This is a genomic window from Amycolatopsis sp. N2S4-7, from assembly GCF_058119595.1.
On sequence record NZ_CP172299.1, the window covers coordinates 10,072,810 to 10,086,086 of the forward strand.

Consider the following 13,277-nt stretch of genomic DNA (forward strand, 5'->3'; position numbering starts at 1 on the left):
GTAACTTTCCGGCGGCGCCGAATTGCGGGAAACCGCGGCGCGGAAATCGCGGGGAATTCACCCGGACGTCGTCTTCCCGCGTATCCCGCTAAACTGCGGGGATGACCGAGGACGACGCGGAGGCGCGGCTGCGCGAGCTGTGCCTGAGCCTGCCAGAGGTGACCGAAGGGACCAACCACCACGGCGAACCGTCGTGGCGGATCCGGCGGCGGACGCTGGCGCAGATTTCCCGGCGGCACCCGCCGGGGCGGCGGAGTTTCTGGGTGCCGGCCCCGGCGGGGGAAAAGGAAGCGCTGATCGCCGCCGACCCCGGCCGGTTCTTTTCCCCGCCCTACGGCGGGCGGAACTGGGTCGGGGTCTACACCGATGTTCCGGTGGACTGGGCGGAAGCGCGCGAACTCGTCGTCGAAGCGTACCGGCTGGCCGCCCCGAAGAAACTGGCCGCCGGGCTCAGGCCCGGCGAATGAGCGTGACGCCGTCCCGCACGGTCAGCACCACGGCCTCGGACTGCGGGTCGGCGGCGACGGCGTCGTTGAACGCCCGCAGGGCGCGGACGTCCGGGTCGGTGCTGTTCTCGTCGATGATCTCCCCGCGCCACAACGTGTTGTCGCAGACGATCAGGCCACGGTCCGAGAGCTTGGGCAGCGTCGCGGAGTAGTAGTTGTGGTAGTTGCCCTTGTCGGCGTCGATGAAGACGAGGTCCAGCGGTTCGCCGATCTCGGCGATCGCGTCGAGCGCCGAACCCACCCGCACCTCGATGACGTCGGCGTAACCCGCTTCGGCGATGTGCCGGCGCGCCACTTCGGCCCGCTCGGGGTCGATCTCGCAGCTGATCACGCGGGCGCCTTCGGGCAGGGCGACGGCCATGGACAGCGCCGAATAGCCGATGAAGGTGCCGATGTCGAGGACCAGCCGGGGCCGGATGGTGTGGATGAGCGTCCGCAGCAGGCCGCCGACGAGCTGCCCGCTGATCAGGTGGCCCATCCCGAGGTCGTCCTCGGCGACGCCGGCCAGCGCGGCCGGGTCGGGCGCCGAGTGCGCCTCGGCGTAGTCGTCGATACCGGGCAGGGTGATGGGCGGCAGGGTGAACATCGGGTCCTCCTCGGGAGTGGGTGGTCAGGCGGGGTCGTACGCGCTCTGCCAGCCGTGGGTGTTGGCGTGCAGCCAGGCCTCGAAGTCGGCCGGCGTCAGGGTGGTCCAGTCCGGGGAGTCCTCGACGCGCATCCGGCCGAGGTGCTGCCCGAGCCGGGTCAGCGTGTTGCCGGCGTCGCGCCGGGCGGTGTCGTACGCGGTCAGCGCGTCGCCCCAGGTTTCGTGGTCGCGGCACGCGCGCTCGAGCGCGCAGGCGTCCTGGATCGCCTTCACCGCACCGGCTCCCGTGTGCGGGCGGGCGATCGCGCCGGCGTCCCCGGCCAGCAGCAGGGAACCTCCGGTGTAGCGGGAAACGGTCGTGTCGTACATCGGGTTGATCGACAGCTCGTCCCGTTCGGTGAGCCGCACCGCGTCGGCCCACGTCGGCGGCAGTTCGCGGGCGACGAGCTCGTCGAGGTAGCCGGCGGCGGCCTCGGTGACCCGGCCCCGCGGGACGGGGACGGCCTCGCCGGGGTAGAGCCGGTCCGGCACGCTGCCGTACAGCGCCCAGTTCTGGCGGAACCCGCCGGTGGCGGCGTCGGGGATCCGGTAGAACACGCAGTGCCCGCCGCGGAAGCCGACGGCGACGAAGTCCTCCAGCAACGGCGAGCGCGGCAGCTCCTGCCCGCGCTCGACGGGGTAGTCGCCGCGCCAGAGGCCGTAGCCCGCGTACCGCACGGCCGCTTCGGGGGCGACGACCGGCCGCACCCGCGACCGGTAGCCGTCGGCGCCGACGACGGCGGCGTACGTCCCGGCGGGACGGCCGTCGACGGTCACCTCGACGCCGTCGTCGAGCTCCCGGATCCCGGTCACGGAGGCGCCTTCGCGGTAGGCGTCGGCCGGCACCTGGTTCCGCAGTCCCCGCCAGACGAGGGCCCAGCTCGCCATGATCGCCGGGTACGGCTGGCGGCCGACGACGCGGCCGTCCGCCGACCGCCCGTCGCGGGCGAGCCAGACGAGCTCGGGCCGGCGGAGCACCGGCATGTCCGGGCTCAGGTAGCCGGCCTCGGCCAGCTCGCCGTGCAGGGACGCCGGCAGCGTGATGCCGGCGCCGCGGTCGCGCAGGCCGCCGCGGCTGCGTTCGAACACGGTGACCGCGCAGCCCGCCCGCGTCAGCGCCACGGCCGCGGCGCAGCCGGCGATGCTGCCGCCGACGACGGCGACGCGGCTTCCTCGGATGCGCATGGGGGACCTCCTCCTGGTCGGGCCTCAGGGGCCGTCGGTGGTGTGCAACGGGTTTCCGGTGCGGTGCCAGTGGGTGAAGCCGCCCGCCAGGTGGTGCGCCCGCCGGCCGTGCTCGCGCAGCACCCGCACGCATTCGGCCGAGGTGACGCAGAAGGGGCCGTGGCAGTAGGCGATGATCTCCGCGTCGTCCGGGAGCTCGCCGAGCCGGTGCAGCAGGTGCTCGGACGGCAGGGAGATGGCGTCCGGGATGTGCCCCGCCGCGTAGTCGTCGCTCGGGCGGACGTCGATGACCAGCGCCCCGCCGCCGACCCGGTTCGTCAGCTCCTCCGCGGTCACCGGGACCAGGGCGCCGAGGTCGCCGAGCTGTTCGGAAATGGCGCTGCGCAGGTCGGCGAGCCGCCGTTCGGCGAACTCCTGGAACACGCCGAGGAACTGGGCCACGTCGTCGTCGGCCAGCCGGTACAGGGCGCGGGTGCCGTCCTTCCGGCTGGTGACCAGGTGCGCCGAGCGCAGCTGCTGCAGCTGGGCGGAGGTGTTCTTCAACGGGATGCCGGACTCCTGCGAAAGCTGCTCGACGGTCCGTTCGCGGCCGTCGAGCAGGTCGAGCAGCCGGAGCCGCAGCGGGTTGGCCAGCACCTTGCCGACGCGCGCCAGCTCCGCGTAGATCGGGGCGGTCAGTTTCGTCTTGTTCACTTCGGACATGGCGGGGCCTAACGGGTGACGGGGTCGAGGACGTGCCGGGTGCGCCCGGCGCCGAGGCCGGCGAGCAGCTCGCCGGCGGTGACGACGAGGAGCAGGACGAGCGCGCCCGCGCGGCCGGCGGCGGAGGTGAGCAGCACGCCCCCGCCCAGCGGGCCGAGGATGGCGATCAGGTAGCCGACGCCCTGCACCATGCCGGAGAGGCCGACGGCGGTGTCGGCGTCCTTGGCGCGCAGGCCGATCAGGGTCAGGCCGAGCGCGAACCCGCTGCCCTGCGCCAGGCCGAGCAGCACCGCGGCGACCCAGGCACCGACCTCGATCGGCGCGACCATGAGCGCGATCAGCCCGGCGGCGTTGAGCACGCCGACGAGGACGGCGGCGGCCCGCTGGTCGGGCAGCCGCCGCAGCAGCACCGGGACGCCGAGCGAGCCGGCGACCTGGATCAGCGAGGTGACGGCCAGCACCAGCCCGCCCTCGGCGAGGGTCATCCCGCGCTGGTGGCAGACGGTCGGCAGCCAGCCCAGCACGAAGTAGAACGACAGACCCATGAAGCCGAAGAAGGCGGTCACCTGCCAGGCCAGCGCGTCCCGCCACAGCGCGGCGGGGATGCGGGCGCGGCCGCCGGACGCCGAGGAGCGCCGGAGGCCGGGCAGCCAGGTGACGCAGCCGAGCACCGCGATCGGGACGGTGATCCAGGCCAGCGCGGCCAGCCAGTGGGTCCCCTGGTCACCGCCCAGGCGCGGGGCGAGCGCGGACGCGCCGGCGGCCCCCAGCGTGAGGACGATGGTGTAGAGCGCCATGACCGGCGCGAGCCGGCTGCTGAACTCCCGTTTGATGAGGCCGGGAATGGCGCCGTTGATCGCCCCGATGGCGGCGACGACCAGCAGCGTCCCGGCGAAGAGGGCGACGTCCGACCGGACGGTCCGCACGAGGTCACCGGCCAGCAGCACGACGAGGAAGACGGCGACGAGCCGTTCCTCGCCCAGCCGCCGCACCAGCGCGGGCCCGGCGAACGCGAAGGCGGCGAGGCAGACGGTGGGCAGGACGGTCAGCACGGTCTGGCCGAAGCTCGAAAGACCCAGCCCCGAGACGATCGGGGTGAGCAGCGCGGAGACCGCGGAGATCGGCGCGCGAAGGTTCAGGGACACCACGACGAGCGCGGCCAGCAGCCACCAGAGCCGCCGCCGGGCGGCTCGGGGCGCAGCTTCGGGTCCGGCGATGGTCGGGGGGCCGGTTCGCGACTCCATGAGCGATTGCTCCCAATATCTAAAGGACTTTAGAGTATTGGTAGCACGCGACTGGGGGAGCGGCAACAGCCGGTAGCGAATCCGGTCCGGTGCGTGGGGGTGTAGCCGGGGTGCGGGGAGGCACGTGCCCGGGTGGGGCCGGGGGCCGGAGCCGGGGTGGATCCGCGGAGACCGGAAAGCGCTCGCCGAGTGGGATCGGGCGCAGGGCTGAGTTGCGGGCCTCGGGCGAGTCGCGCCCGCCAGTGTGCCGGGCATGCGCCCGGCGCCTGATCGAGCCGCTGCACCGGTCCGCCCCGCGCAAGCCCCCGCCCCACCCACGCGCATGTCGACTTGTCCACCCGCGCCCCAGTCTCCACGAGAGACACCACAACGGCGATTTGTCACACTCCGCCGAAAAGGGCTCGCCACCATTTGCGGGTACCGGCTGGGCCACTTGGGCGCGTGAACCGGAGCGCGACGGCCCGCGCTGCTCCCTTTCCGGTTCGGCATCTTCTTCTCCCGCGCGGATTTTTCGTGTCTCTCCGTGATTTCCCGGTGATCGGGATCGGCGCGCGCCTTCGCAATCTGACGGCAGTTTTCCCCTGCCGTCAGGGCCGGACCACGTGAACTCTTCGTGAGAGCCGGGTGCCTTGGTGGGGAAGGACAACCGGCCGGTCGGTGTGGACGCGGGAATCGTCTCAGCGCGCGCCGCTCCTGTAGTGGGTCAGATGCCCCCGGTGGGGTGGGATTTCGCGAACGCCGCGCGCTGTGTACGAGTTCGTCACTGTGTGTGCCTCGCCGTCCGGGCTTCGGATAACGACGTGCTCCCGGTAGTCACCGGGTACTATAATTCGTTGGAAAATAAGCAGTACTCGGGCGTTCTGGGGGAAGGGCACCGTGCTGGAACAAGCAACCATGCGCTTTGTGCGCGCCGACCCGGTCACCGTCTTGATCGCCGGCGACCATCCCGTCTACCGGTCGAGCCTGCGGATCCTGCTCGACGGCGTCGACGCGCTGGAGGTGGTCGGCGACGTCGGCACCGGCCCCGAAGCCGTGTCCACGATCCACCGGCTGCGCCCGGACGTCGTGCTGCTGCACGTCAACCCGCCGAGCGTGCCGCTGGCCGAGGTGATCGGCCCGATCTCGGACCGCTGCCCGGACACCGCCGTGCTCATCGTCAGCGTCGCCGACGACCGGGAAACGTTCCTCGCCGCCATGCGCGCCGGCGCGCGGGGGTACCTGTCCCGCGGCGCGCCGTCGCAGGACCTGGTGCTGGCCATCGGGATCGTCCGCTCCGGCGGGCTGGTCTTCGACTCCAGCACGTCGGGGTGGGTCACCGACCACCTGAAACAGCCGGCCGGGGTGGCCAAGCCGTTCCCGGAGCTGACCGACCGGGAACTGGAGGTGCTCGAACTGGTCGCGGACGGCCTGGGCACCGCGGCCATCGCCAAGCAGCTCGGCCTGTCCGTCAAGACCGTGCGCAACTACCTGTCCCGCATCTTCGCCAAGCTGCACCTGGTCGACCGCGCCGAAGCCGCGGTGCGGGCCCGGCAGGCCGGCCTGGGGCACTGACGCGAACGGCGGCGCGGCGGGGTCACCCCCGCCGCGCCGCCGCTCCCCGGTCAGCCCTTGCGCGCCACGATCACCCGGTTGTAGAGCTCCACGGGCTCGGTGGCGACGATCCCGGCCTCCGCGAACCCCGCTTCGAGCAGGTGGTCGCGCCAGAACTCCGGCGTGGTCAGGATTTCGCCGTCCTCGCGCATGAACCGCGGCAGCAGGTCCACCTGCAGCAGCATGCGCTCGAAGCTCGCGTCCCGCAGGTAGTACCGGGCCTTCTCGGTCAGCAGCTCGAGGATGTCGGTGGCCCGTTCCTTGCTGCCGGCCGGGCCCATCACGCGGCAGAACTGGTCGGCGTTGAGGAACACCCCGCCCGGCCGCAGCACGCGCAGCAGCTCCGACGCGGCCTTCGGGTACGTGTCGAGTTCGAGGTGGTGCAGGGCGAAACTGCTGATCGCCACGTCGAAGCTCGCGTCGGGGAAGGCCGAGAGGTCCTCGGCCACGCCGTCGGTGAACGAGATCAGCGGGTTGTCGGCGAACTTGACCCGTGCCTCCTCCACCATGGTGGGCGCCGGGTCGACGCCGACGATCCGGGCCTCGGGCAATGCCTTGCGGCACAAGGAGGTCAGCCGCCCGGTGCCCGAGCCGACGTCGAGGATGTCCCGGGCCCCCGGCGGCAGCAGGTCCACGGCCGCGGAGAGCAACGCCACGTTGGACGCATCGGTGCCGAGCACCTTGTCGTAGTCGATCTTGACGTCGTTCCAGTGAGTCGTGTCCGCTGTCATCGGCAGTACGCCCTCCACTCGTGGTTGCTTTCCGTGCCGGCCCGTTGCGGCGCGGGACTTCACTCCGCCGCGCGGCCGGAGTCCGCCCGCCAGCCGAACAGGTCGGTCAGCTCCGCGTCGTGCGTGCTGAACTCGCCCCGTTCGCCGCGCACGACGTGGTCGCGGTGCCGGGACTGGCGGACGACGGCGGCGGTCCGCGGCGCGCGCTGCTCGGCGTAGCACCGCAACGCGCCGGGGATGTCCGTGGCCCGGGCGAGCAGGCCGCCCAGCACGGCCGCGTCCTCCAGTGCCATGCCCGCGCCCTGCCCGGCACCGGGGGACATCGGGTGGGCGGCGTCGCCGAGCAGCGTGACCCGGCCGCGGCTCCAGCCGGTGACGGGTTCGCGGTCGTTGATGTCGGTGACGACGACCGGCGCGGCGGGATCGGTGTCGCGCACGACGTCGACGATCGCCGGGTGCCAGCCGGTCACCAGCGCGAGCAGGTCGGCCCACGCCGCTTCCGGCCGCTTCGCCGGCCACGTCCCGGCCGGCGCGGCCACCTTCGCCGTCCAGTACAGGCGGCCGGAGCTGATCGGGGAGGCGAACACGCCGATCCCGTCCGCGGTCACGATGAAGCCGTGCGGGAACTCGGGCGGCGCGGGGGAGCGGCCGCGCAGGGTCGTGTAGCCGCAGTAGCGGGGCGGTTCGTCGCCCAGCAGCTGCCGCCGCACCACCGAGTGCAGCCCGTCGGCGCCGACGAGCGCCGCGCCCCTCGCCGTCGTCCCGTCGGACAGCGAGACCACGACTTCGTCGCCGTGGTCGGCGTAGCCGGTCACGCTGGTCCCGGTCCGCAGCCGCACCCCGCCGTCCGCGGCCAGCTGCAGCAGGATGAACCGCAGGACCGTGCGCAGCAGGGACACCTGCGGCGCGCCGAACCGCCGGGACAGCTCGCCGACGCGGTCCGCGCTGACGACGGTGCCGTCCGGGGCGAGCACCGGGCGGACCTCGTCCGGTGCCGGGATGTGCCCGGCCGCCATGACCGCCGCGGCGAGCGCGTCGTCGATCTCGCCCAGCGCGTGCACGGCGTTGGGGTACAGCACGAGTCCCGAGCCCGCGTCCTTGACGGTCGCGGTCCGTTCGACGACCGTCACGGGGATCCCCGCGCGGCGCAGGGCGATGCCGAGGGCGAGGCCGCCGATGCCCCCGCCCGCGACGACCACGGTCCGCTCAGCCATGGCCGGGTCCTCCCGCTTCTCGGTCGAGCGGGGAGAGCCAGCGGCCCACGGGGTCGCCGAACACCCCCCGCTCCCGGTCGTAGGCGATCCGCCCGGACTTGACCGTCACCAGCACCCGGCCGGTGAACGTCCAGCCCTCGTAGGCGGACCAGCCGCACTTGGCTTCGACGTCCCGCTCGGCCAGCATCCAGGTGCGGTCCGGGTCGAAGACGACGAGGTCGGCGTCGGCGCCGGGGACCAGCCTGCCCTTGCCGGGCAGCCCGAACAGGTCCGCCGGCGCCTCCCCGAGGTGCCGCACCAGGCGGCGGACGGCGGTGTCGGCGGGCTCCTCCGGCCACCGCCGGCGCATCCCCGTCCACACGGCCGTGGCCAGCTCCTGCACACCGGGCAGCCCCGGCGGCGCCTCGGCGACCGGGAGCTCCTTCTCGGCACGGGTGTGGGGCGCGTGGTCGCTGCCCAGCGTGGTCACTTCGCCGGCGCGCAGGGCCGCCCACAGCCGGTCCTGGTCGCGCGCGGAGCGGATCGCCGGCGCGAGCCGGGTCCGCGCGCCGCCGCGGGCGGTGTCGGCGTCGGTGAACGACAGGTGGTGGGCGGTGAGCTCGAAGGTCACCGGCAGCCCGTCCGCGGCGGCCGCGGCGACGAGGTCGGCTTCGTCGGCGCTCGACAGGTGCAGGATGTGGGCCTTGGTGCCGTGCCGGCGCACCAGTTCCAGCACGCGGACGACCGCGGAGATCGGGCTGCTGCGCGGGCGCCACCGTTCGTAGTCCCGGTAGGCGCCGGGACGACCGCCGCGCCAGGCGTCCAGCAGGTCGTGCAGCCACTGGTCTTCGGCGTGCAGGACGAGCTGCAGCCCGGACGTGGCCGCGGCGGCGAACACCTTGTCGAGGACGGCAGGATCGCTGATCACCGTCGGCGCCGTGTGGTGCCCGGCCATGAACACCTTGGCGCTGCGGGCGATCGCCGGGTCGAGGCCGGCCAGCAGCTCGGGGTTCGCCGGGTCCGCGCCGAGGTGGAAGGCGAAGTCGACCAGCGAGCGGCCGGTGATCCGCCGCGCCTTGGCGACCACGGCCTCCGGCGCCAGGGTGGGCGGGACCGTGTTCGGCATGTCGAGCACGGTCGTCACACCCCCGGCGACCGCGGCGCGGCTGCCGTGCTCCCAGTCCTCCTTGTGCTCGAGGCCCGGCGTGCGGAAGTGGACGTGCGAGTCGATCAGGCCGGGCAGCACGTACCGGCCCGCCGCGTCGAGCACGGGGACGCCGTCCGGTGCGGCATCGGTGATCCCGGCGATCCGCCCGTCCGCGACGAGCACCACGCCGGGCCGGACGCCGTCGGGCGTCACCAGCCGGCCGCCGCTGACCGCCAGCTCCGCCGTCAGCCCAGCCATGTCGTGCTCACCAGCTCCCGGCAGAGGTCGTTGGTCGGGCCCATCAGGGCGACCGCGCGGGCGTCGGCCATCAGCCGGTTGACGCGGTTCGCGGCCACGTAACCGCCGGATCCCAGCAGCCGCGCCACTTCGACGCCCACCTGCTCGGTGATCTCCGAGGCGAACAGCTTGCTGTGCAGGGTGGTGAGGCCCGGGTCCGCCGACTCGCACCGGCCGGCCCGGCCGATCAGGGCCCGCACCGCCTCGATCCGGGTGGCCAGGTCGACGAGCCGGAAGCTGGTGACGCCGTCGGGCGGCTGAGGGCGGCGGCGGACCGCCCCGACCGCGATGTCCAGCAGGGCCGAGGCGATCCCGAGCGACACCGCGCCCAGCGTCGCCCCGGTCCGGCGCACACCCGCGATGATGCTCGTGGCCGCGCCGAGCGGGCCGAGCCGGGCGTCGTCGCCGACCACGCAGTCGTGCAGCGAGACGAACCCGGTCGCCGACCCGCGCATGCCGACCAGGTCGAGGCTCTGGTCGGGGGCCAGGCCCGGCACCTCGGCCGGGACCAGGAAGAACGTCTGGCCGGCCGAGCCGTACCCGCCGCTCGGCTCGTCCACGGCGTCGGAGGTCCGCGCGAGGACGAGGTACAGCCCGGCCACGCCCGCGCTGGTGGTGAACGACTTGGCGCCGTCGAGGCGCCAGCGCCCGTCCGGCAGCCGGACCGCGGTCGTGTTCAGGCGCTTCTTCGCCGCGCCCGCCCCGGGTTCGCTCCACGCGGACGCGGCGAGCAGGTCGCCCTTGGCCAGTGCCGGCAGCAACCGGGCCTGCTGCACCGCGTCGCCCCATTCGACGACGCGCGCGCTGACCGCGTAGTGCTGGAACAGCATGATCGACGCGGACGGGTTGACCCGCGCCACCTGCTCGACGACGTGGTTGATCACACCGGCGTCCCCGCCGGACCCGCCGTACTCGGCGGGGACGGCGACGCCGAACAGGCCGGCCCGCCCCAGCTCGGCGAGGAGCTCCTCGTCGGGGCGGCCGCTCGATGCGCTGCGCGCCGCCGCCGCGTCGAGGAGTTCGACGAGATCGGCCGGGAGCGCGCCTTCGGGGTCGATCACCCGGAAAGCGACAGACATTCGGTGATTTCCTTCGCTTGGAGACCGGCGAGCGGTTCGATCGGGAACGAGCCGAGGGTGGTCGTGCGCTTGCCGCGCACCGTGATCCAGGTGAGCTCCGGCTCGCGCGTGTCCTCGCGCACCGCCGAAGTGACGCTCGACAGCCCGCCCGCGGTGACGATTTCGACCGTGCCGCCGCGCACGCCCGCGTCCCGGGCCGCGGCCCAGGGGGCCGTGCCTTCGATCCGGACGGCCGCGGCGACGCAGGCGGCGCCGGTCAGCGCGATCGTCGGGTGCCAGCTGGGCACCGAGATGGCGCGCACGGCGATCCGGCCGGGCTCGGCCGGCATCACCGCGGCCACCTTCGGGAAGGCGCCGTCGGCGGGCCAGCCGAGCTGGGCCGCGGTGGCCCGGCGGATCCGGGTGAGCCGGTCGAACAGCCGCGGGTCGTCGGCGAACAGGTCGTCCGGCCGCCCGATGCCGAGGGTGGCGGCCGACACGAAGACGTACGGATTTCCCATGGACACCAGGGAAACCGGCACCGGCAGGCCGTCCACTTCGACCGTCGTCGTGGCCGTCCCGGTCAGCAGGAACTCGCTCATCGGCTTCGGGGCGGGCTGGACGAAGTGGATGTCGAACGACGCGGACTCGCGGCGCACCTCGGCGATCTCGCACACCGTGTGGTCGCCGTTGTTGAGCACCTTGACCCGCACGCGCATCCCCGGGCTCAGCCGCGGCAGCAGCCCCGACTCCGCGCCGGCGACGATGGACGCCAGGATGGAGTGCCCGCACGAGCCCCGCAGGTCGAACGCGCCCGGCGACCGGGGGAGGGCCTGCACGAACCGGTAGTCGAGGTCGAACAGCGGGTGCTCCGACGGCTCGACGAGCGCGATCTTCAGCACGTGGCCGGCCCCGACGTCGTCGAGCCACCGCCGCGCGGAGGAGAGCCGGTCCAGCAGCGCGTCGTCGCTCCTCGGCAGCCGGCGGGCGTCGAGGACCAGCGTCGGGCACGGGCTGCCGTGCGCGTACACGATGTGCCCGATCACGACGTCACGGCCTTGCTCGCCGCGGAAAGCCCTGGCGTGACAACGAATTCCTCGCGCCAGATCTCGTGGATCAGCAGCGCCCAGAGGGGCAGGGCCGTGGCGTTGCCCGGCCGGGCGGCCTGGTCGTCGAAGAGCTCGCCCACCGCGCGGGGCTCGATTTCGCCCGCCCGCCGGAGCCGGTCGGGGGCCAGCAGGTCCCGCGCGTAGTCCCAGAGCGGCCAGCCCGGCGCGAGCATGGCCGCGATCGGCAGCGTGAAGGGCTGCTTTTCGCGGGCCAGCACCGGTTCGGGGAGGAGCCCGCGCGCGGCGTCGTACAGCGCGCGCTTCACCGCGCCGCCGTGGATGCGCGCCCGGTCGGGCAGGCCGGTCGCGTGCTGCACGACGCTGCGCTGGCAGAACGGCAGCCGCACCTCGACGGCGCTGGCCATGCTGAGGTGGTCGACCCGGCGCAGGTGGTAGGCGGGGAGCCGGTACCCCAGCTCGAACGCGGTGATCCGGTCGAGCACGGACCCCGGACCCGACCGCAGCGCGCTCGTGGCGCTCTCGGGGATGGCCGGTGCCGAGCCGAGCGTGGCCGCGTAGTCCGCCGTGTAGAGCTGACGGCGCAGGCCGGCGGGCAGGACGGCCAGCTCGTCGAGATAGCTTTCGTACCAAGGCTTTCCGACCTCGGAGGCCTCCGCCGCGGTGCGCATCCGCCGGTACCCGCCGAAGGCCTCGTCCGCGCCGTCGCCGGTCAGGGCGACCGTGAACCCGGCGTCGTCGACGGCCTTGAACAGCACGTAGCTGCTCACCGTGATCGGGTCGGCGTTGGGCTGCCCGAGGTGCCGGACGACCCGCGGCAGCAGGTCCGGCAGGCCCGCCGGGTCGAGCTCCACCTGGTGGTAGCGGGTCCCGGCGTGGTCGGACACCTGGCGCGCGAACCGCCGCTCGTCGTCGGGCCACGAGCCGGTGTAGGCGATGTTGAACGTGTGCAGGCCGGGCGCGCGGTCCGCGGCGAGCGTCGTCACGAGGCTCGAGTCGAGGCCCCCGGAGGTGATGGACGCGACGCGGACGTCGGCCGAAAGCAGCGCTTCGACCTCCTGCCGCAGGATCTCCCGGACGTCGCCGTCCCGGCGCACGGCCGCCGGCGCGTCCGGCGGGCGGCGGCGGATCCGCAGCCCGCGCCCGAGGTCGCAGACGGCGGTGGTCGCCGGCGGCAGCACCGCGACGTCGCGGAACATGGTCTGCTCCCCGAACGGCGTCTTGGTCGCCAGGTAGGCCTCCAGCCCCGGCGTCCACGGCGTGGCCGAGACGTCCGGGAAGGCGAGCAGCGCCGGGATTTCGGAGGAGAAGAAGAGGGCGCCCTTGCGCGGGTCCCAGTGGTAGAACAGCGGTTTCATGCCGAGGTGGTCGGTGGCGAGCACCAGCCTCGGCTCGGCGCGCAGGTCCAGGACCGCGATGGCGTACATGCCGTCGATGTGGTCGGTGAACGCGTCGCCGTGGAGTTCGTAGAGGGCGGGCAGGATCGACCCGTCGCAGTGGTCGGTGAACCGGTGGCCGGCGCCGCGCAGCCGGGCCCGCAGTTCGGCGTGGTTGTAGATTTCGCCGTTGAGGACGACGTGGACGTCCCCGGACGTCGACCGGTACGGCTGGCGGCCGCCGGCGGGGTCCATCACGGCGAGCCGGTTGCTGCCCAGTGACCAGGTGGGGCCGTCCGCGCGGCCCTGCCAGTCGGGGCCCCCGTGGAGCTGGAGCCTGCCGACCCGGGCCAGGTCGTCCGGTGGCACCACCGCGTTGAAATGGCCGTAAATACGGCACATTCCGCTACCTCCTGTCCCGTCGGTACCGTCGTAATCGAACAGCGCGGGGGCCGGGCTGTCGTGAGTCATGTGTCCCGAGCCGCATGGGAACTCCGGGACGGTTCTCGATTCCCACGGGAAACGGGAAAGCTCGGGATATCTGACCCATGACGGT

General features: G+C 73.5%; 12 protein-coding genes. 2 read left to right on the top strand and 10 right to left on the bottom strand.

What is annotated here, in order from left to right; genetic code table 11:
- Positions 1-101 precede the first annotated feature (101 nt).
- Positions 102-467, top strand: a complete 366-nt coding sequence (locus ACH54P_RS47655; protein ID WP_489909919.1) for an MmcQ/YjbR family DNA-binding protein — start codon at positions 102-104, stop codon at positions 465-467.
- Here the strand turns inward: ACH54P_RS47655 and ACH54P_RS47660 are convergent.
- Genes ACH54P_RS47660 through ACH54P_RS47675 form a run of 4 tightly spaced genes read right to left on the bottom strand, consistent with a single transcriptional unit; the run spans position 451 to position 4,262 of the window.
- Positions 451-1,092 carry an O-methyltransferase gene (locus ACH54P_RS47660; protein WP_489909920.1) on the bottom strand — a complete coding sequence of 214 codons (642 nt, stop codon included), beginning with the start codon at positions 1,090-1,092 and terminating at the stop codon, positions 451-453. The genes ACH54P_RS47655 and ACH54P_RS47660 overlap by 17 nt on opposite strands.
- A gap of 24 nt (positions 1,093-1,116) precedes the next feature.
- Complete coding sequence (locus ACH54P_RS47665) at positions 1,117-2,316, bottom strand: FAD-dependent monooxygenase (protein ID WP_489909921.1); 1,200 nt, start codon at positions 2,314-2,316, stop codon at positions 1,117-1,119.
- A gap of 24 nt (positions 2,317-2,340) precedes the next feature.
- Positions 2,341-3,018, bottom strand: coding sequence for an ArsR/SmtB family transcription factor (locus tag ACH54P_RS47670; protein WP_489909922.1), 678 nt, complete (start codon positions 3,016-3,018; stop codon positions 2,341-2,343).
- Positions 3,019-3,026: 8 nt separating this feature from the next.
- A complete protein-coding gene (locus tag ACH54P_RS47675; protein WP_489909923.1) occupies positions 3,027-4,262 on the bottom strand; it encodes an MFS transporter in 1,236 nt (411 codons plus the stop codon).
- An 894-nt stretch (positions 4,263-5,156) separates the two neighbouring features.
- On the opposite strand from ACH54P_RS47675, the gene ACH54P_RS47680 reads away from it, so the two are divergent.
- Positions 5,157-5,813 carry a LuxR C-terminal-related transcriptional regulator gene (locus ACH54P_RS47680; RefSeq protein WP_489909924.1) on the top strand — a complete coding sequence of 219 codons (657 nt, stop codon included), beginning with the start codon at positions 5,157-5,159 and terminating at the stop codon, positions 5,811-5,813.
- A gap of 50 nt (positions 5,814-5,863) precedes the next feature.
- Here the strand turns inward: ACH54P_RS47680 and ACH54P_RS47685 are convergent, their stop codons facing one another.
- From ACH54P_RS47685 to asnB, 6 genes are read right to left on the bottom strand one after another with little or no spacing between them, the layout of a single operon-like run.
- Positions 5,864-6,583, bottom strand: a complete 720-nt coding sequence (locus ACH54P_RS47685) for a class I SAM-dependent methyltransferase (protein ID WP_489909925.1) — start codon at positions 6,581-6,583, stop codon at positions 5,864-5,866.
- Positions 6,584-6,642: 59 nt separating this feature from the next.
- Complete coding sequence (locus ACH54P_RS47690; protein ID WP_489909926.1) at positions 6,643-7,797, bottom strand: FAD-dependent oxidoreductase; 1,155 nt, start codon at positions 7,795-7,797, stop codon at positions 6,643-6,645.
- Positions 7,790-9,181 (bottom strand): dihydroorotase, encoded by a 1,392-nt coding sequence (locus ACH54P_RS47695; RefSeq protein ID WP_489909927.1) that lies wholly within the window; start codon positions 9,179-9,181, stop codon positions 7,790-7,792. Before ACH54P_RS47695 ends, ACH54P_RS47690 begins: the two co-directional genes overlap by 8 nt.
- The gene (locus ACH54P_RS47700) at positions 9,169-10,299 is read right to left on the bottom strand and encodes an acyl-CoA dehydrogenase family protein (RefSeq protein ID WP_489909928.1); all 1,131 of its coding nucleotides are present in this window, start codon (positions 10,297-10,299) and stop codon (positions 9,169-9,171) included. The genes ACH54P_RS47695 and ACH54P_RS47700 overlap by 13 nt, the downstream gene beginning before the upstream one ends.
- On the bottom strand, positions 10,278-11,324 hold the full coding sequence (locus ACH54P_RS47705; protein WP_489909929.1) for a PrpF domain-containing protein: 1,047 nt from the start codon (positions 11,322-11,324) through the stop codon (positions 10,278-10,280). Before ACH54P_RS47705 ends, ACH54P_RS47700 begins: the two co-directional genes overlap by 22 nt.
- Complete coding sequence (gene asnB / locus ACH54P_RS47710; RefSeq protein WP_489909930.1) at positions 11,321-13,123, bottom strand: asparagine synthase (glutamine-hydrolyzing); 1,803 nt, start codon at positions 13,121-13,123, stop codon at positions 11,321-11,323. Before asnB ends, ACH54P_RS47705 begins: the two co-directional genes overlap by 4 nt.
- Between the last annotated feature and the right edge of the window lie 154 nt (positions 13,124-13,277).

What these genes read in the sequence shown, in the direction of transcription:
- ACH54P_RS47655 (WP_489909919.1), top strand. Translation starts at nt 102, where the DNA reads ATGACCGAGGACGACGCGGAGGCGCGGCTGCGCGAGCTGTGCCTGAGC.
- ACH54P_RS47660 (WP_489909920.1), bottom strand. Translation starts at nt 1,092, where the DNA reads ATGTTCACCCTGCCGCCCATCACCCTGCCCGGTATCGACGACTACGCC.
- ACH54P_RS47665 (WP_489909921.1), bottom strand. Translation starts at nt 2,316, where the DNA reads ATGCGCATCCGAGGAAGCCGCGTCGCCGTCGTCGGCGGCAGCATCGCC.
- ACH54P_RS47670 (WP_489909922.1), bottom strand. Translation starts at nt 3,018, where the DNA reads ATGTCCGAAGTGAACAAGACGAAACTGACCGCCCCGATCTACGCGGAG.
- ACH54P_RS47675 (WP_489909923.1), bottom strand. Translation starts at nt 4,262, where the DNA reads ATGGAGTCGCGAACCGGCCCCCCGACCATCGCCGGACCCGAAGCTGCG.
- ACH54P_RS47680 (WP_489909924.1), top strand. Translation starts at nt 5,157, where the DNA reads ATGCGCTTTGTGCGCGCCGACCCGGTCACCGTCTTGATCGCCGGCGAC.
- ACH54P_RS47685 (WP_489909925.1), bottom strand. Translation starts at nt 6,583, where the DNA reads ATGACAGCGGACACGACTCACTGGAACGACGTCAAGATCGACTACGAC.
- ACH54P_RS47690 (WP_489909926.1), bottom strand. Translation starts at nt 7,797, where the DNA reads ATGGCTGAGCGGACCGTGGTCGTCGCGGGCGGGGGCATCGGCGGCCTC.
- ACH54P_RS47695 (WP_489909927.1), bottom strand. Translation starts at nt 9,181, where the DNA reads ATGGCTGGGCTGACGGCGGAGCTGGCGGTCAGCGGCGGCCGGCTGGTG.
- ACH54P_RS47700 (WP_489909928.1), bottom strand. Translation starts at nt 10,299, where the DNA reads ATGTCTGTCGCTTTCCGGGTGATCGACCCCGAAGGCGCGCTCCCGGCC.
- asnB (WP_489909930.1), bottom strand. Translation starts at nt 13,123, where the DNA reads ATGTGCCGTATTTACGGCCATTTCAACGCGGTGGTGCCACCGGACGAC.